Here is a 17007-nt window from a genome sequence, read left to right on the forward strand (position 1 = left end):
GGCATCCCGCGGCGTTCGTGCGGTCAGGACCACACGCAAGCCAGCAGACCACGATACCAGAAGCCGTCTTGCTGACACGAATCACGGCCGTCCGCGCCTCATAGGGTGGAGGGATGAGCGCACAAGCAGCATCCATCGCCATCGTAGGAGCCCACGTCGTTCCGGTCGCCTCGGACCCGATCGAGAACGGCACCGTCGTCGTGGAGAACGGCGTCATCACCGCGGTCGGCACGGACATCGCACCTCCCGAGGGCGTCCGAGTCGTGGATGCCGCAGGGCGATGGTTGCTGCCGGGCTTCATCGAGGCGCACGGCCACGTCGGCATCCACGAGGAGGCCAACGGCAGCGCGGGAAACGACACCAACGAGATGACGGACCCGAACACGGCAGGCGTCCGGGCGATCGACGCGATCGACATCGACGACGAGGGCTTCCGTGATGCGCTGAGCGGCGGCATCACGTCCGTCGTGGTGAAGCCGGGCAGTGGCAACGTCATCGGCGGCCAGACGGTGGCCATCAAGACGTGGGGCGGACGCACCATCGACGAGCAGGTCATCAAGGAGGCGGTGAGCGTCAAGTCGGCGCTCGGCGAGAATCCGAAGCGCGTGTACGGCGAGAAGAAGCAGACGCCGAGCACCCGGCTCGGTGTCGCCTACGTGCTGCGTCAGGCGTTCGTGGATGCGCAGAACTATGCGGCCGCCCGCGACGCGGCAGCCGCGAAGGGCGACCCGTTCGCCAGGGACCTCGCCAAGGAGACGCTCGCCAGGGTGCTCGACGGCGAACTCGCCTGGGATCAGCACGTGCACCGCCACGACGACATCGCCACAGCCCTCCGTCTGGCCGACGAGTTCGGCTACCGGCTCGTGATCAATCACGGAACCGAGGGAGCGAAGCTCGCCGACGTGCTTGCCGAGCGGGACATCCCGGTCATCTACGGACCGATGTTCACGTCGCGCTCGAAGGTGGAGCTGCGCGACCGCGCCATCGCCAACCTCGGCAAGCTGGCGTCGGCCGGCGTGCGGGTCGCGATCACCACGGACCACCCCGTCGTGCCGATCAACTTCCTCGTGCACCAGGCCTCGTTGGCGGTGAAGGAGGGGCTCGACCCGGTCATCGCCCTTGAGGCGCTCACCGTGAACCCGGCGTCGTTCCTGGGCCTCGACGACCGGGTCGGCGCCATCCGCACCGGACTCGACGGCGATCTGGTGCTGTGGTCCGGCGACCCGCTCGACGTGATGAGCCGGGCCGAGCAGGTGTTCATCTCCGGGCGCGAGGTGTACAGCTGGCGCGATGGCCGCGGTGTCGTGGTGGAGCGTGCCGAGCGCTTCGCCTAGGTAGTACCCGGGCCGCCCTCTGCCCGCGGCCGCCCAGTATCCGTGGCGGCCATGGGCACCGGCGTGTTCATGGGAGAATTGCCGAACGATGTCCCCACGTGCCACGAAGGCTCTCGAGCCCGCCGCGACCGAGCCCGCGCGCATCCGCAACTTCTGCATCATCGCGCACATCGACCACGGCAAGTCCACGCTCGCCGACCGCATGCTGCAGCTGACCGGTGTCGTGGAGGAACGGGCGATGCGTGCCCAGTATCTCGACCGGATGGACATCGAACGTGAGCGCGGCATCACGATCAAGAGCCAGGCCGTGCGCATGCCGTGGCAGTACGAGGGCGACACGTACGCGCTCAACATGATCGACACTCCGGGTCACGTCGACTTCACGTACGAGGTCTCCCGGTCGCTCGCGGCGTGCGAGGGCGCGATCCTGCTGGTGGATGCCGCGCAGGGCATCGAGGCGCAGACGCTCGCGAACCTCTATCTCGCGCTCGAGAACGACCTGACGATCATCCCGGTGCTGAACAAGATCGACCTGCCCGCCGCGGAGCCCGACAAGTATGCGAGGGAGCTGGCCGATCTGATCGGTGGAAGCCCCGACGACGTGCTGCGGGTGAGCGGCAAGACGGGCGCCGGCGTCGACACCCTGCTCGACCGGGTAACGGAGCTCGTGCCCGCGCCGGTGGGGGAGAAGGATGCGCCTGCCCGGGCGATGATCTTCGACTCGGTGTACGACAGCTACCGGGGCGTCGTCACCTATGTGCGGATGGTCGACGGACAGCTGACGCCGCGCGAGCGCATCCAGATGATGTCGACGAGGGCGACGCACGAGCTGCTCGAGATCGGCGTCAGCTCTCCGGAGCCGGTCCCGACGAAGGGACTCGGAGTCGGCGAGGTCGGCTACCTCATCACGGGTGTGAAAGACGTGCGCCAGTCCCGCGTCGGCGACACGGTGACGAACGCGGCGAAGCCGGCGTCCACACCGCTCGCCGGCTACACGGACCCGAAACCCATGGTGTTCTCCGGGCTGTACCCGATCGACGGCAGCGACTATCCCGACCTGCGTGAGGCGCTCGACAAGCTCAAGCTCTCGGATGCCGCGCTCGTCTACGAACCGGAGACCTCCGTCGCGCTCGGCTTCGGCTTTCGTTGCGGATTCCTCGGCCTGCTGCACCTGGAGATCGTCACAGAACGCCTCGAACGCGAGTTCGGCCTTGACCTCATCACCACCGCTCCGAGCGTGATCTATGACGTGGAGACCGAGGACGGCAAGCAGGTGACGGTCACGAACCCGAGCGAGTACCCGACGGGCAAGGTGCGCACCGTGAGCGAGCCGATCGTGAAGGCGGCCATCCTCACGCCCAAGGACTACGTCGGCACCGTGATGGAGCTCTGCCAGTCCAGGCGCGGCACCATGCTCGGAATGGAATACCTCGGCGAGGACCGGGTCGAGATCCGCTACTCGATGCCGCTCGGCGAGATCGTGTTCGACTTCTTCGACCAGCTGAAGAGCCGCACGCAGGGGTACGCGAGCCTGGACTACGAGCCGTCGGGCGAGCAGGAGGCCGACCTCGTGAAGGTGGACATTCTGCTGCAGGGCGAGCAGGTGGATGCCTTCAGCGCGATCGTGCACCGTGACAAGGCGTACGCGTACGGCGTGATGATGACGGAGCGCCTGAAGAAGCTGATTCCCCGCCAGCAGTTCGAGGTGCCGGTGCAGGCCGCGATCGGCGCTCGGATCATCGCCCGCGAGTCCATCCGCGCCATGCGCAAGGATGTGCTCGCCAAGTGCTACGGCGGCGACATCACCCGCAAGCGCAAGCTCCTCGAGAAGCAGAAGGAGGGCAAGAAGCGCATGAAGATGGTCGGCCGCGTAGAGGTCCCCCAGGAGGCGTTCATCGCCGCACTCTCCGGCGACGTCGAGGGCAAGGACAAGTCGAAGTAGCGCCGGCGGGCGACAGCGTCCTGCTTCGGTCCGCCGGCGCGACCGGTCAACCGGCGGCCACGGGCTGCGGCCGGCGAGCGTCGACCGGGTCGCCCAGCCACGCGGCCCTTGGCGCCTTCGCCAGTCGGATCCCCACCCAGGTGCTCGCGGCGAGCAGCAGAACGTCCGCGACCAGCCCGGAGAAGATGGACGGCAATACGTAGTCCGCGACGATGCCGGCCAGCACGATGACCAGGGGCCAGAAGCTGATCAGGCGCGCTCGCATCAGCCCGATCACGATGAGGCAGACGCCCACTTCGCCGGCCAGCATCAGGATCATCACGATGTTCCCGGTGACCGCGTCGGCGTTCAGGGCGGCGCCCGCGGCGAATCCGGCGCCCGCGTCGGGCATCCGGGCGACGACGTAGAGGAAGAGCCCGCCGGCAGCGGAGAGAACGAACCCGAGGATGCCCACGATGCACAGCGCGGCTCCCCATGTTCCGAGCGCACCGCCTCTGCCGCGGAGGGCGTGCGGAACTCCCGCGAACGACGCCATCGCGATCGTGAAACCGAGCGCCTCGAGCAGCGACTGCACGAGCAGAAGCCACGGCTGCGCCGCCATCGCGGCGAACTCGGCGCGCATCCCGCCCGGGGCATCCGGCACGATGAATGCGTTCGACGCGACGAGCAGCGCGGGACCGGCCATCAGGCCGGTGACGACGACGTACCGACGCACGCCGTCGGTTGATGTCCAATTCATGATGTCCTCCCGGCGGTGTTTCCGAACACCGCTCACGTGCCAGGCTGCTCGGCCGTCGCTGCGTGGGCATCCATCACCCAGCCCTGATCGATCCGTCGCGGGGCGGATGTTGCATATGTCGTGTGGCAGACGCGCCAGACGCCGCCCGGCGCTACCGTGATGCCATGGCGAGGCCGGGAAGGTTCGACTGGCGCAACATCGCGATCGATGGCGTGCCGCCGGTGCTGCTCCTCGTCGTGGGCCTCCTGGACATCGCAACCGGCCTCAGCCAGCCGACCGGCACGGCACCGGCCGTGACGGCGGTCATCCCGACCGTGATCGCCTGTGCCGCGCTGACGTTCCGACGCAAGCAGCCGCTCGTCATCCTGATCGTCATCATCGCGGTGATCGCGATTCCGCCCTGGGTCTTCCCCGTCGCGCTCACGTACTGGGGCGAGTTCATCCCCTGGCTGGTGGCCGTGTATTCATGCGCTCGGCACGAGCCTGGCCTGCTCCGTCCGCTCATGGCGCTCGCGCTGGCCGCGTCGACGCTCGCATCCATAGCCGTGCGCTTTCCCGAGATGAGCGACCCGGGAGACGTGCTCTACAACGGCGCCTTCCTCGTCGCGTCGTGGACTCTTGGGCTGTTCGCGCGCAGCTGGGCGGTTCATCGCGACAACGCCCTCCGCGCGGAGATCGAGAGTACGCAGGCAGCAGAACGGGCGAGCGAGCAGGAACGCGCACGGATCGCCCGCGAACTCCACGACGTCATCGCCCACACCATCACCGTGATCGTGGTTCAAGCCGGCGGTGGACGGGTGGCCGCAGCGCGCGACCCGGGCGCGGCCGTGACGGCGCTGGCACAGATCGAGGAACTGGGCAGGGACTCGCTCGGGGAGCTGAGGGCGCTGCTCACGGTGCTTCGAGGCGACACAGACGAGAGGGGTGACCCGCAGCCCACGCTCGCCGGGCTCGTGGACCTCTGCGAGCGGATGCGACGCCTCGGGCTGCCCGTCTCGCTGTTCGTGTCCGAGCGTGCCGAGTCGCTTCCGCTCGGCCTTCAACTCACCGGGTACCGGGTGGTGCAGGAAGGGCTGACCAACGTGCTGAAACACTCGGGGACGGTCGACACCGCCGTTCGGGTCGGCATTGCAGAACCCGCAGACCGCCTCCTGATCACGGTGTCCAGCGGACCGGGTACGAGCTCGGATACCGTTCCGGGTGCCGGACGCGGGCTCTCCGGTTTGCGCGAGAGGGTGGAGCTCATGGGCGGTGAGCTGACCTCACACGAGGACGTCGACGGCTCGTTCACGCTGTCGGCGATGCTGCCGTTGCGGGGAGACCCGGTATGAGCGAAGTGTCCGTAGCGCTCGTCGACGACCAACCCCTGATCCGAGCCGGACTGAGGCTCATCATCGAGTCGCAATCGGACATGCGGATCGCCGGCGAGGCCGGCGACGGAGGAGAGGCGATCGCACTGGCCAGGCGCACCGCGCCCGACGTGATGCTGATGGACATCCGCATGCCGGGGGTGGACGGAATCGATGCCATCGGCGGCGTGCTCAGTGCACACGCGAGCATCCGGATCGTGATGCTGACGACGTTCGACGTCGACCGGTACGTCTACGAGGCACTCCGCGCCGGCGCCAGCGGCTTCCTGCTGAAGGATGTGACGCCCGAGGCTCTCGTGAACAGCGTGCGAGCCGCGGCGAGCGGCGATGTCCTGCTGGCTCCTTCGCTCACGCGCAGGCTCATCGAGCAGTTCGTGCATCGCCCGCCTCCGCCGGGAGCGGATGCCACACCCCTGAGCACGCTCACCGAGCGCGAACGCGAGGTGCTCGCCGAGATAGCCCACGGACGCACGAATGCGGAGATCGGCGCAAGACTCCACATGGCGGAAGGCACCGTGAAGACGCACGTGAGCCGGGTGCTGTTCAAACTCGGACTTCGCGACCGCGTGCAGGCGGTGATCGCCGCGTACGAGTCGGGGCTGGTGGAACCCGGTCAGGGATCGGGCAGCAACCTTGGTTAGACTCTGATGGCCATGCGACGCAGTACCTTCACCGACCAGCCGGTGACCTACGCTGCGGTCGGCGCGACGCTCGCCCACGACCTCACGCAGCATCCGCCGAAGGGCTATCGCCCGCGCTCGCGTTCCATCAGGCTCGGCAGCGGGGATGAGCGCTTCTCCACGTCTGCCCGGGCCCTCATGACCTGGGGCGTGCAGCGCGGGAGCGGCGTCGAGGTGACCCACGTGGATCCCGGAACCGGCGAGGAGTACGCCGGCGTGCGTTACGCCGCCGACGGAACCCCGGAGCGTCTGGAGCCGCACCACGGTACTGAGGCGGTCTTCGACGAGGACGGGCATCCATACATCGCCAACGGCATGACCGCGGTGCTGCGCGTGCCGTTCGGCCCGTTCCACGTGAACGCCCCCGTACGCGTCGTGTACGTGATCGAGGAGGAGCACCGCGTCGGCTTCGGCTACGGCACGATGCACGGGCATCCGCTCTCCGGCGAGGAGTCGTTCGTGCTCGAGCAGCGCGAAGACGACTCGGTGTGGTTGACGATGCGGTCGTTCTCCCGTGCAGCGGGCGGAATGCGCAAGATGATCGCGCCCGTGGTGCTCGTCTCGCAGAGCCAGCTGACCAAGCGCTATCTGCGTGCCCTGCACCCGGTGACCGGGAATCCGGCGATCGGGCAGACCGCCGGGGCGGAAGACGCCGAGTCGGACCGGGGCGTTCCCGAGCTGCAGGCGAAGAGCGGTTCTGGGCAGAGCGAGCCGGCCGAACTCACGGTGACGGATGTGACGGTGCACGACGAGCCGCAGCTGACGGGCGCGGCCGACGCACCCGCTGCCGAGCGGGGCGACGACTCCGACGGGGTCGAGGGTGCCGAGCACACTTCCGATCGCTGACCCCGCTCCCGCCGACGGTCTGCTGCCGCCCACCGCAGCAGAGGGCGCAGCGATGCGAGATCTCGGCGTGTACGTCCACGTGCCGTTCTGTCGCGTGCGCTGCGGATACTGCGACTTCAACACCTACACGGCGACCGAACTCCGCGGTGCGCGCCAGGCGGACTACGCGGAGCAGGCCGCGATCGAGGTCCGCTTCGCGGCCGAGGTCCTGAAGCGCTCCGGCGTTCCCGCCCGGCCTGCCGCCACCGTGTTCTTCGGCGGAGGAACGCCGACGCTTCTGCCATCCGGCGACCTGAGCTCGATGCTGAACGCGGTGCGAGACGCGATCGGTCTTGCACCAGGTGCCGAGGTGACCACCGAGGCGAATCCCGACAGCGTGGATGCCCGCTATCTCGACGAGCTCGCCGCCGCGGGGTTCACCAGGGTCTCGTTCGGCATGCAGTCCGCTGTTCCGCGCGTGTTGCGAACGCTCGAGCGCACGCACGACCCCGAGCGGGTGCCGCAGGTGGTGAGCTGGGCCAAGGATGCCGGCCTGCAGGTGAGCCTCGACCTCATCTACGGCACGCCGGGAGAGTCCCTCGACGACTGGGCGACCTCCGTCGACGCCGCACTGGAGTGCCGCCCAGACCACCTCTCGGCCTACGCGCTCATCGTCGAGGACGGCACGAAGCTCGCCCGCCAGATCCGCCGAGGAGAAATTGCCGAGCCGGACGAGGACCTGCAGGCCGACATGTACGAGCTCGCCGACGATCGGCTCGGCTCAGCCGGCTTCGAGTGGTACGAGGTGAGCAACTGGGCCACGGATGCCGCGCACCGTTCACGGCACAACCTGGGCTACTGGCTCGGCCATGACTGGTGGGGGGTGGGGCCGGGCGCGCACAGCCACGTCGGCGGCGTGCGGTGGTGGAACGTCAAGCATCCCGCCGCCTATGCGCAGCGCGTGCTCGCGGGCGACTCGCCAGGGGCCGGCCGAGAGACGCTGGATGCCGGCACGCGCGCCTTCGAGGACGTGCTGCTGCGGGTGCGCATCCGCGACGGCCTGCCGACGGAGGTGCTGAACCCGACGGGCCGTTCCGCGGTCGCCGGTCTCATCGCGGACGGCCTCGTGGACGCGAAAGCCGCCCTGCACGGATCGGTGGAACTGACCCGTGCAGGGCGGCTGCTGGCCGACGCTGTCGTGCGCCGGCTGACGGCGTGACTACTTCACCCAGTTGACGGTGAAGATGTACCTCGCCGGCTGACCGTTGCGAATGGCGTTCGGAACCTGAACGGCGTGCACGATGGCGATGACGAACAGTGCCACCGATGCGAGCCAGAGGATCAGCGCGAGAATCCACCCGACGAACGGGATGAGCGCCAGAACCCAGGCGGCGAGACCGACGATGAGACGGATCAACTGAAAGTTGAAGTTGTCGATGTTGGCTCGGCGGATGGGATCGGCGGTCTTGTCCTTGTCGATCAGGTAGAAGATCAGGGCGGGGATCCAGCTGAAGAACACCGACAACCAGAGGTTGATCTGGAGGTTCTGGAAACCGCCATCCGGGTACCCGGCCTGCTGGTACTGCCCGGGCTGGGCGTACGCTCCGGGAGGCGGAGGCGGCGCTCCGTACGGAGCCTGCTGGTAGCTGCCCTGCGGTGGCTGCGGCGAACCCTGAGGCGGAGCGTTCGGGTTCTCAGGGGGAGGCGGTGGGACGTTGCTCATGATCTCTCCTTCTTGGGTGGTGCGGATGCCTTGGGTGGTGCGGATGCCGTCGACGTGGCGGCAGCACGTCTACTTGATGAAGCGCACGGCGAACGGATAGCGGTAGCTGCCGCCCGCGTTGACGCGCATGCCGCCGATGATCGAGAAGACGACGTCGATCACCACGAGCGCCCAGCCCACCAGCGCGAGGATGAGCGCCAGAATGAACCAGCCGCCGCCGAACAGCAGGGGCACGAAGAGCGCAATGCGCAGAATGAGCGCCACGATCGCCCAGATGATCATGGCTCCCACCATGGTGATCTGGAAGTTGAGCGCCTCCTTCGCCTCGTTACGCACGCGCTCCCCGCGCTTGCCGAACGCGAGGTAGAACACCAGCGACGGGATGATCGCGAGGATGGCGAGCCATCCCGTGAACAGTGCGAGGAACGAGATGGCCCCACCGAAGTGCGACCACGCGGCGTACGACTTGTCCTGCTCGGGCGTCAGCGGGCCGGCCGGAGCCGGCGTCGCGTACTGCGGCTGCTGAGCGTATTGCGGTGGCTGCTGACTGTACGGTTGCTGGCCGTACTGCTGTTGGCCGTATTGTGGCGGCTGCTGCCCGTACTGCGGCGGCTGCTGACCGTATTGAGGAGGCTGCGGCGCCGGCGGCGGATTCTCACCGGGCGGCTGTTGAGGGACATTCGGATCGCTCATGGCGGTGCGCCTTTCGACGGCATGCAGGATGCGTGTCTCGCCCTTTACGAGATAGCGCTAAAAGTACTGCCCGGCATGCTCGTCTGCAATGATTCCGCGCCGGCACCCGCGTACTGGGGCATTAGCACCCCGACCCGAAGGGCAGCGGATTCTCAGTCCGCGGCGGTGGTGACTAACCTGAAACTCCTCTCACCCGATCGGCTGAGGTCGCGACAGGTCCCGACTCCCGGATCAAGAGCAGCATCCTCGTCGCGCCCCCGGGATATGATTGGCACTCGACCGCAACGAGTGCCAATCGCGTAGGGCCGGAGTCGATGACCGGAAGGGAGCTGGCGCCATGGTGACAGAACGCAGCCTCGAGGTCCTCCGTGTGATAGTGCAGGACTACGTGGCCTCCCGTGAACCCGTCGGTTCGAAGAGCATCGTGGAACGGCACGGGTTCGACGTCTCGGCCGCGACCATCCGCAACGACATGGCGGCGCTCGAAGAGGAGGAGCTCATCGCAGCTCCGCACACCTCGTCAGGGCGAGTTCCGACCGACAAGGGATACCGGCTGTTCGTCGACAGGATGTCCGAGCTGCGCCCGCTCTCCAGCGCACAACGTCAGGCGATCGAGGTGTTCCTGGGCCAGTCGGTCGACGTGGACGACGTTCTCGCCAGAACCGTGCGCCTTCTCGCCCAGCTCACGCACCAGGTCGCCCTGGTGCAGTACCCGTCGGTGTCTCGAGCCAGGGTGCGGCACATCGAATTCGTTCCCCTCGCGCCGCGCCGTGTGCTGTGCGTGCTGATCGCCGACTCCGGCGTCGTCGAGCAGGGCGTCGCCGAGCCGGAGAGCGACCTGGGTGAGGATGCCCTCGCCGAGGTTCGCGCACAGGTGAACGCCCAGAGCGCGGGGATGCGGCTGGCGGACGCGGCGGCGGTGTTGCGTCGCCTCCCTTCCACTCTTCCGGCCGAGCGATGGACGCCGCAGGCGCGGGAGACCGTCGCCTCGTTGTGCCAGGTGATCGTCGATCAGATCGAGGCGACCCGACAGGAACGGCTCATCATGGCGGGGGCCGCGAATCTGGTCCGGACCGAGAACGACTTCAGCGGCAGCGTCACGCCCGTGCTGGAGGCGATCGAGGAGCAGGTGGAGCTGCTGAAGCTGTTCGGCGAGATGGCCCGCGAGATGGACAGGGAGCAATACGGCGTCTCTGTGCGGATCGGGCGCGAGAACGCGGTATCGCCGTTCTCCGAGGCATCCGTCGTGGCAAGCGGCTACGCCGGTTCCGGCATCGACGTCGCGAGGCTCGGCGTGCTCGGGCCGACCCGCATGGACTACTCCAACAACATGGCCGCCGTACGCGCGGTGGCCCGCTATCTTTCCCGGCTGCTCGGCGAATGACCCTGCCGGTGGCGAGAAACGTTCACAACACGATCAGTTAAGGAAACCCCTCTTCCGTGGCCGACCACTACGAAGTACTCGGCGTCGCCCGCGACGCCAGCCCCGACGAGATCAAGAAGGCATACCGCCGCCTTGCACGCGAACTGCACCCCGACGTGAACCCGAGCCCCGAGGCCGCCGAACGGTTCAAGCTCGTCACGCACGCCTACGACGTGCTCAGCGACCCGCAGCAGAGGCAGCAGTACGACCTCGGTCCGCAGCCGGGGTTCGACGGCGGCGGTTTCGGGTTCGGCGACATCTTCGAGACGTTCTTCGGCGGCGCGTCGGGCGGGGCTCAGCGGGGTCCGCGATCCCGCAGGGAACGCGGACAGGATGCCCTGCTTCGCGTGGAGGTGGACCTCGACGAGGTCATCTTCGGAGCCCACCGCGACCTCGAGGTGGACACCGCCGTGGTGTGCGAGACGTGCGGCGGCTCATGCTGCCAGCCGGGCACCGCACCGGTAACGTGCGACATCTGCCACGGAACGGGAAGCATCCAGCGCACCGTGCGATCCCTGCTCGGCAACGTGATGACCTCATCGCCGTGCGGCACCTGCCGCGGGTACGGCACGGTCATCGCCACCCCGTGCGTGACGTGCCAGGGTCAAGGCAGGGTCCGCGCTAGGCGCACCGTGCCCGTCGACATCCCTGCCGGCGTCGACACCGGACTTCGGCTTCAGATGCCGGGCAGCGGCGAGGCCGGCCCGGCAGGCGGCCCGAACGGCGACCTGTACCTGGAGATCAAGGTGCGGCACCACGACGTCTTCAGCCGCGACGGCGACGACCTGCTGTGCACGCTGACGGTCTCGATGGCGGATGCCGTGCTCGGCGCTCACACGAAGGTGAAGGCGCTCGACGGCGACATCGACCTCGAGCTGAAGCCCGGTGTGCAGAGCGCCGACGTCATCACCGTGAAGGGCAGGGGCATCACACACCTGCGCGGCACGGGACGCGGCGACCTGCGCGTCGGCGTGCAGGTCGTGACGCCGACCAAGCTGGACCGCAAGGAGCGCGACCTCATCGAGCAGTTCGCGAAGCATCACAAGACGGAGGAACCCTCTCTCGCACGGTTCCAGCAGGGACTGTTCGCCAAGCTTCGCGACAGGTTCCTCTAGGCGAGCATGGCCAACCTGTACCTCCGCGAGGACTTCGACGACGCCGTCGTCGGCGGCGACATCGTGCTCGAAGGCGCAGAGGCCAAGCACGTCGTCAGCGTGAGCCGCACTCGGGTGGGCGACGCGCTGAGGGTGACGAACGGGAGCGGACTCGTCGTCGACGGCGCCGTGCAGAGCGCGGAGCCGTCCCGTGTGGTCGTACGCGTGGATGCCGTCACTCGCGTCGAACGGCCGCATCCGCGGATCGTGCTGGTGCAGGCGCTGGCGAAGGGCGACAGGGACGAGCTGGCCGTTCAGGCGGCGGTCGAGCTGGGCGTCGACGAGGTGGTGCCGTGGCAGGCATCCCGTTCCGTGTCCCGATGGCAGGGAGACAAGGCGCTCAAGGGTGTTCAGCGCTGGCGCACGATCGTGCGGGAGGCCACGAAGCAGTCCATGCGCGCCTGGCTGCCCGACGTCGCCGAACCGGCGACGACCGCGCAGCTGGCCGAGCGTGGGAGTGGCAGCCGGATGCTCGTGCTCGAGCCGGGCGCTGACGCGCCGCTCACAGGCATCGGCTGGTCCGTCGACGACGGTCGCGACCTCGTGGTGGTGGTCGGCCCGGAGGGAGGAATCGCTCCCGAGGAGTCGGCGAGGCTCGCCTCCGCCAGCGCGACCTCGGTTCGCCTCGGCGACTCCGTGCTGCGCACCTCGAGCGCAGGGCCTGCCGCTATCGCAGTGCTGAACGCCGCGATCGGACGCTGGTGACCGGCCAGAACCGTGCCAGCCCGTGCCGGTCGTTCTTCGTAGAATGAAAGGCATGACTCAGACGGAGCCGAGCATCTTCACGCGCATCATCGACCGGGAGATCCCGGCCGACGTGGTGTACGAGGACGACTCGGTGATCGCATTCAACGACATCGCACCGCAGGCGCCCCTGCACGTCGTCGTCGTGCCGAAGACGGCCGACTACCGCGACGTGGTCGAACTCGCGTCGGGCGACCCTGCGCTTCTGGCGCACGTCGTCGAGGTGGCGAAACAGGTGGCCGATGAACGCGCCGACGGCGAGTTCCGGCTGATCTTCAACAACGGCGAATCGGCCGGCCAGACGATCTTCCACGTGCACGCACACGTGCTCGGTGGGGGTCTATCGGAAGGAACACTTGGCTCGAAGTGATGAGACGTCGGCTGCGGCCGACGTCGCCCGCGACAACGCGGAAGCCCGGCTGCACGTCGATGGCGTCGCCATGGTGCGACTGCTCGGGGCGCAGGATCGCCTGCTGACGACGATCGAGAAGCAGTACCCGTTGGTCAGCGTGCACGTTCGGGGCAACGACATCTCGATCACCGGCGATCCGACCCAGGTCGAGGCCGCCCGCACGCTCGTCGAGGAGCTGCTCATCATGGTGCGCGAAGGCCAAGACCTCTCGCCCGTCGAAGTGGCGAGCTCGGCGAGGATCATCCAGAACGGATCCAGCCCGGCCGACGTCTTCGGCCAGGCGATCCTGACCTCGCGTGGCAAGACGATCCGGCCGAAGACGCTCGGACAGAAGGAGTATGTCGACGCGATCGACCACAACGCGATCGTGTTCGGCATCGGCCCTGCGGGCACCGGCAAGACCTACCTGGCGATGGCGAAGGCGGTGCAGGCTCTACAGCGCAAGGAGGTCGACCGCATCATCCTCTCCCGCCCGGCGATCGAGGCGGGGGAGCGGCTCGGCTATCTGCCAGGCACACTGACCGACAAGATCGACCCCTATCTGCGGCCGCTGTACGACGCCCTGAACGAGATGATGGACCCCGAGCTCGTGCCCAAGCTGCTCGCCAGCGGCACCATCGAGGTTGCACCGCTGGCGTACATGCGCGGAAGAACGTTGAACGACTCGTTCATCGTGCTCGACGAGGCCCAGAACACCACGCCCGAGCAGATGAAGATGTTCCTCACGCGCCTCGGGTTCGGCTCGAAGATGGTGGTCACCGGAGACATCACGCAGATCGACCTGCCGACGTCGGCGAGCGGTCTTCGCCTCGTGACGCGAGTGCTCGACGGCATCGACGACATCCACTTCTCACGGCTGACCAGCGACGACGTCGTGCGTCACACGCTGGTGGGCCGCATCGTGGATGCCTACACCGAGTACGACGCGCGCAAGCAGGCAGAGCACTACGAGCGCGAGCAGGCCAGGGAGTTCGCGAGCCGCGCCGAGCGTCGGGGATCGATTCCCCGCGACCACCTGCCGCCCAAGCGTCGCTGACCCTGACGCCACTGCACGTAAGCAGCCGAAGCCGAGAGACGCGAAGAGGACACCGTGAGCATCGAAGTCAACAACGAATCGGCCGTCGAGGTCGACGAGGCGGCGCTGCAGCGCCTCGCCGCCTACGCGCTCGACATGATGCACGTGTCGACCGAGGCTGAGCTGGCGATCCTGCTCGTCGACGAGGCCGCCATGGAGCAGCTGCACGTGCAGTGGATGGACGAGCCGGGCCCGACGGATGTCTTGAGCTTTCCGATGGACGAACTGCGGCCGGGCACGGAGGACGAGCCGACGCCGGCCGGTCTGCTTGGTGACGTGGTGCTCTGCCCGCAGGTGGCGGGCGCACAGGCGGAGGCGGCCGGGCACGGGCTGATGGACGAGCTGAAGCTGCTCACCGCACACGGCATCCTCCACCTGCTCGGATTCGACCACGCCGAGCCCGACGAGGAGCGCGAGATGTTCGCCATCCAGCGCGACGTACTGGTGGGGTTCGCGGTCGCCGAACGACGACGATAGGCGCTCTCGTGATCGCTCTGTTCTTCGTCATCGCGCTGCTGCTGGTGGCATTCGGCGGTCTCATGGCGGCCGTCGACGCGGCCATCTCGGTTCAGTCCAGGGCGGACATCGCGGAGCTGGCGCAGGCATCCCGCTTCCGTCGGTCGCTTGAGGCGATCTCCGCCGATCCGGGTGCGCACCTGAACGCGGTGAGCTTCTCCCGCATCATCGCGGAGACCACGGCGGCGGTGCTCGTCACGCTGGCGTTCGCGAGCGTGTTCTCCCAGTGGTGGCTGACGCTGATCCTCTCGGCGGCGCTGATGACGGGCGCGTCGTTCGTGCTGGTCGGTACGAGCCCGCGGAGCGTCGGCAGGGCGCACGCCAAGAGACTGCTCATCGCGACGGCACCGCTCGTGCACGGCATCCGGGTGCTCATCGGCCCGATCGCCCGTGGTCTGGTCGAGCTCGGCAACCGGGTGACGCCGTCGAGGGCGAGGTCGGCCGCCGTCGCGAACGAGGAGCAGCTGCTCAGCATCGTCGACGAGGCGGCGGAGCTCGACGTTCTCGAGGAGGACGACCGGGAGCTCATCCACTCCATCTTCGAGTTCAACGAGACGTTCGTGCGCGAGGTGATGATCCCGCGCACCGACATGGTGACCGTTGACGCCGATGCCACCGTCTCGGCCGCGATGAGCCTGTTCCTGGCGAAGGGTGTCTCACGGATGCCGGTGGTGGGCGACGACGTCGACGAGGTGTCGGGCATCCTTTACCTGCGCGATCTGGCGCAGCAGGCGTACGAACGGCCGCTCGACGTGGATGTCGCCACCATCGCGCCGCTGGCTCGGCCCGCGCTGTTCGTGCCGGAGTCGAAGAAGGTGGATGCCCTGCTGCGGCAGATGCAGCTGGAATCGAACCACCTCGCGATGGTGGTGGACGAGTACGGCGGCATCGCCGGCCTCGTCACCCTTGAGGACCTCATCGAGGAGCTCGTCGGCGACATCTCCGACGAGTACGACCACGACGTGCCGCTCGTCGAGCCCCTCGGCGACGACAGGTTCCGGGTCAGCGCGCGACTGCCGGTCGACGAGCTCGGCGATCTGTTCGGCATCGAGCTCGACGACGACGACGTCGACTCGGTCGGCGGGCTGCTGGCCAAGGCACTCGGCCGACTCCCGGTGGAGGGATCGGTGGCGACGATCGGCGGGCTACGGCTCACAGCTGATCGCGCCGAGGGTCGGAGGCGCCGCATCAGCACGGTGATGGCGGAACGGGACGCCGCACTCTTCGGCATCGCGGAGGCGTCCGGCGACGCGATCGAGGCAGTGCCGGGCCGACGCCGCACGGACGATTCCCGCGAACGAACCGGCCCGATCCCCGCGCAGACGGGCGGACATGCGAGAGGACACGACCGATGAGCCGCGCGAAGCGCACCAAGCAGGCAGACGCCGTCGATGACGATCAGCCGTACCGGGCGGGTTTCGTCTCGTTCGTCGGCCGCCCGAACGTCGGCAAGTCCACGCTGATGAACGCGCTCGTGGGCGAGAAGGTCGCTATCACGAGTTCCAAACCGCAGACGACGCGCCGCGCGATCCGCGGCATCGTGAACCGGCCAGACGGTCAGATCATCGTCGTCGACACCCCAGGCATCCATCGTCCCCGAACACTTCTCGGGGAGCGGCTCAACTCGCTCGTGCAGTCGACGCTCGGCGAGGTCGACGTGATCGGGTTCTGTGTACCCGCCGACGAGAAGGTCGGGCCGGGCGACCGGTTCATCAACGAGCGGCTCGACGACTTCCCGCGCGCCAAGAAGGTCGCGATCGTCACCAAGACGGATGCGGCATCCAAGGCCGCCGTCGCCGACCAGCTGCTTGCCGTTTCCGGTCTGCGTGAGTGGGACACCATCATCCCCCTCTCTGCGGTGCGCAACGACCAGCTCGACATCCTCGTCGACGAGCTGATCCGGCTTCTGCCCATCTCGCCCCAGCTCTACCCGGACGACACGATCACCGACGAACAGTTGGAGGACCGGATCGCCGAGTACATCCGCGAGGCGGTGCTCGAAGACGTGCGAGACGAGCTTCCGCACTCACTCGCGGTGACGATCGATGACATCATCGAGCGCGACGACAAGCCGCTCACTGAGATCTACGCGAACCTGTTCGTGGAGCGCGACAGCCAGAAGGCGATCGTGATCGGCAAGGGCGGAGCGCGTCTGAGAACCATCGGCGAGACCGCTCGGGCGCAGATCGAGCCCCTGGTGGGCGGGAAGGTCTTCCTCTCCCTGCGGGTGAAGGTGGCGAAGGAGTGGCAGCGCGACCCGAAGCAGCTCGGCCGACTCGGCTTCTGAGCAGCCCAGCGGCTGCGCGGGTCCGTCCATCGGATGCACGGGCATCCGTCTGCAGGATGATTCCCGCTCCGAACGGCATCGGGCGTGCGT

General features: G+C 67.9%; 17 protein-coding genes. 14 read left to right on the forward strand and 3 right to left on the reverse strand.

Translation table 11 applies throughout. The features are described from left to right. Positions 1 to 113: 113 nt before the first annotated feature. Together ACTHNC_RS11895 and lepA are read left to right on the forward strand one after the other, a co-directional pair. Positions 114 to 1334 carry an amidohydrolase gene (locus tag ACTHNC_RS11895; protein WP_440294816.1) on the forward strand — a complete coding sequence of 407 codons (1221 nt, stop codon included), beginning with the start codon at positions 114 to 116 and terminating at the stop codon, positions 1332 to 1334. 88 nt (positions 1335 to 1422) lie between these two features. After that, positions 1423 to 3276 (forward strand): translation elongation factor 4, encoded by a 1854-nt coding sequence (gene lepA, locus ACTHNC_RS11900; protein WP_440294817.1) that lies wholly within the window; start codon positions 1423 to 1425, stop codon positions 3274 to 3276. A gap of 46 nt (positions 3277 to 3322) precedes the next feature. On the opposite strand, the gene ACTHNC_RS11905 is transcribed toward lepA, so the two are convergent. Beyond that, positions 3323 to 4015, reverse strand: coding sequence for a hypothetical protein (locus ACTHNC_RS11905; RefSeq protein WP_440294818.1), 693 nt, complete (start codon positions 4013 to 4015; stop codon positions 3323 to 3325). Positions 4016 to 4179: 164 nt separating this feature from the next. Between ACTHNC_RS11905 and ACTHNC_RS11910 the strand changes: the two genes are divergently transcribed. Genes ACTHNC_RS11910 through hemW form a run of 4 tightly spaced genes read left to right on the forward strand, consistent with a single transcriptional unit; the run spans position 4180 to position 8109 of the window. Continuing rightward, positions 4180 to 5346: a sensor histidine kinase gene (locus tag ACTHNC_RS11910; protein ID WP_440294819.1), complete on the forward strand. Its 1167-nt coding sequence runs from the start codon at positions 4180 to 4182 to the stop codon at positions 5344 to 5346. Continuing rightward, positions 5343 to 6026 (forward strand): response regulator, encoded by a 684-nt coding sequence (locus tag ACTHNC_RS11915; protein WP_440294820.1) that lies wholly within the window; start codon positions 5343 to 5345, stop codon positions 6024 to 6026. Before ACTHNC_RS11910 ends, ACTHNC_RS11915 begins: the two co-directional genes overlap by 4 nt. Before the next feature lie 12 nt (positions 6027 to 6038). Next, positions 6039 to 6911, forward strand: a complete 873-nt coding sequence (locus ACTHNC_RS11920; RefSeq protein WP_440294821.1) for a DUF1990 family protein — start codon at positions 6039 to 6041, stop codon at positions 6909 to 6911. Further along, positions 6886 to 8109, forward strand: a complete 1224-nt coding sequence (gene hemW, locus ACTHNC_RS11925; protein ID WP_440294822.1) for a radical SAM family heme chaperone HemW — start codon at positions 6886 to 6888, stop codon at positions 8107 to 8109. Before ACTHNC_RS11920 ends, hemW begins: the two co-directional genes overlap by 26 nt. Here hemW and ACTHNC_RS11930 read toward each other — a convergent pair whose 3' ends face one another. Then, a complete protein-coding gene (locus tag ACTHNC_RS11930) occupies positions 8110 to 8613 on the reverse strand; it encodes a DUF4870 domain-containing protein (RefSeq protein WP_440294823.1) in 504 nt (167 codons plus the stop codon). A gap of 69 nt (positions 8614 to 8682) precedes the next feature. Further along, a complete protein-coding gene (locus tag ACTHNC_RS11935) occupies positions 8683 to 9306 on the reverse strand; it encodes a DUF4870 domain-containing protein (protein ID WP_440294824.1) in 624 nt (207 codons plus the stop codon). Positions 9307 to 9643: 337 nt separating this feature from the next. Between ACTHNC_RS11935 and hrcA the strand changes: the two genes are divergently transcribed. The 8 genes from hrcA to era all read left to right on the forward strand — a co-directional run bounded on the left by hrcA (position 9644) and on the right by era (position 16917). Further along, a complete protein-coding gene (gene hrcA, locus ACTHNC_RS11940) occupies positions 9644 to 10690 on the forward strand; it encodes a heat-inducible transcriptional repressor HrcA (RefSeq protein WP_440294825.1) in 1047 nt (348 codons plus the stop codon). Between the two features lie 56 nt (positions 10691 to 10746). Beyond that, a complete protein-coding gene (dnaJ, locus tag ACTHNC_RS11945; RefSeq protein ID WP_440294826.1) occupies positions 10747 to 11844 on the forward strand; it encodes a molecular chaperone DnaJ in 1098 nt (365 codons plus the stop codon). Positions 11845 to 11850: 6 nt separating this feature from the next. Further along, the gene (locus tag ACTHNC_RS11950; protein WP_440294827.1) at positions 11851 to 12588 is read left to right on the forward strand and encodes a 16S rRNA (uracil(1498)-N(3))-methyltransferase; all 738 of its coding nucleotides are present in this window, start codon (positions 11851 to 11853) and stop codon (positions 12586 to 12588) included. A gap of 52 nt (positions 12589 to 12640) precedes the next feature. After that, complete coding sequence (locus ACTHNC_RS11955; RefSeq protein ID WP_440294828.1) at positions 12641 to 12997, forward strand: histidine triad nucleotide-binding protein; 357 nt, start codon at positions 12641 to 12643, stop codon at positions 12995 to 12997. Positions 12998 to 13067: 70 nt separating this feature from the next. Continuing rightward, entirely contained in the window at positions 13068 to 14075 is a 1008-nt protein-coding gene (locus tag ACTHNC_RS11960; RefSeq protein WP_440294860.1) for a PhoH family protein, read from the forward strand. 54 nt (positions 14076 to 14129) lie between these two features. Next, complete coding sequence (ybeY, locus tag ACTHNC_RS11965) at positions 14130 to 14591, forward strand: rRNA maturation RNase YbeY (RefSeq protein WP_440294829.1); 462 nt, start codon at positions 14130 to 14132, stop codon at positions 14589 to 14591. 11 nt (positions 14592 to 14602) lie between these two features. Continuing rightward, positions 14603 to 15985 carry a hemolysin family protein gene (locus ACTHNC_RS11970; RefSeq protein WP_440294861.1) on the forward strand — a complete coding sequence of 461 codons (1383 nt, stop codon included), beginning with the start codon at positions 14603 to 14605 and terminating at the stop codon, positions 15983 to 15985. Next, complete coding sequence (gene era / locus ACTHNC_RS11975) at positions 15982 to 16917, forward strand: GTPase Era (RefSeq protein ID WP_440294830.1); 936 nt, start codon at positions 15982 to 15984, stop codon at positions 16915 to 16917. The genes ACTHNC_RS11970 and era overlap by 4 nt, the downstream gene beginning before the upstream one ends. Positions 16918 to 17007 lie beyond the last annotated feature (90 nt).

It is taken from the genome of Humibacter sp., from assembly GCF_051954055.1.
Taxonomy (GTDB): Bacteria; Actinomycetota; Actinomycetes; order Actinomycetales; family Microbacteriaceae; genus Humibacter.

Coding starts and splice junctions, on each gene's coding strand:
- ACTHNC_RS11895 (WP_440294816.1), top strand. CDS start 114: ATGAGCGCACAAGCAGCATCCATCGCCATCGTAGGAGCCCACGTCGTT.
- lepA (WP_440294817.1), top strand. CDS start 1,423: ATGTCCCCACGTGCCACGAAGGCTCTCGAGCCCGCCGCGACCGAGCCC.
- ACTHNC_RS11905 (WP_440294818.1), bottom strand. CDS start 4,015: ATGAATTGGACATCAACCGACGGCGTGCGTCGGTACGTCGTCGTCACC.
- ACTHNC_RS11910 (WP_440294819.1), top strand. CDS start 4,180: ATGGCGAGGCCGGGAAGGTTCGACTGGCGCAACATCGCGATCGATGGC.
- ACTHNC_RS11915 (WP_440294820.1), top strand. CDS start 5,343: ATGAGCGAAGTGTCCGTAGCGCTCGTCGACGACCAACCCCTGATCCGA.
- ACTHNC_RS11920 (WP_440294821.1), top strand. CDS start 6,039: ATGCGACGCAGTACCTTCACCGACCAGCCGGTGACCTACGCTGCGGTC.
- ACTHNC_RS11930 (WP_440294823.1), bottom strand. CDS start 8,613: ATGAGCAACGTCCCACCGCCTCCCCCTGAGAACCCGAACGCTCCGCCT.
- ACTHNC_RS11935 (WP_440294824.1), bottom strand. CDS start 9,306: ATGAGCGATCCGAATGTCCCTCAACAGCCGCCCGGTGAGAATCCGCCG.
- hrcA (WP_440294825.1), top strand. CDS start 9,644: ATGGTGACAGAACGCAGCCTCGAGGTCCTCCGTGTGATAGTGCAGGAC.
- ACTHNC_RS11950 (WP_440294827.1), top strand. CDS start 11,851: ATGGCCAACCTGTACCTCCGCGAGGACTTCGACGACGCCGTCGTCGGC.
- ACTHNC_RS11955 (WP_440294828.1), top strand. CDS start 12,641: ATGACTCAGACGGAGCCGAGCATCTTCACGCGCATCATCGACCGGGAG.
- ACTHNC_RS11960 (WP_440294860.1), top strand. CDS start 13,068: ATGGTGCGACTGCTCGGGGCGCAGGATCGCCTGCTGACGACGATCGAG.
- era (WP_440294830.1), top strand. CDS start 15,982: ATGAGCCGCGCGAAGCGCACCAAGCAGGCAGACGCCGTCGATGACGAT.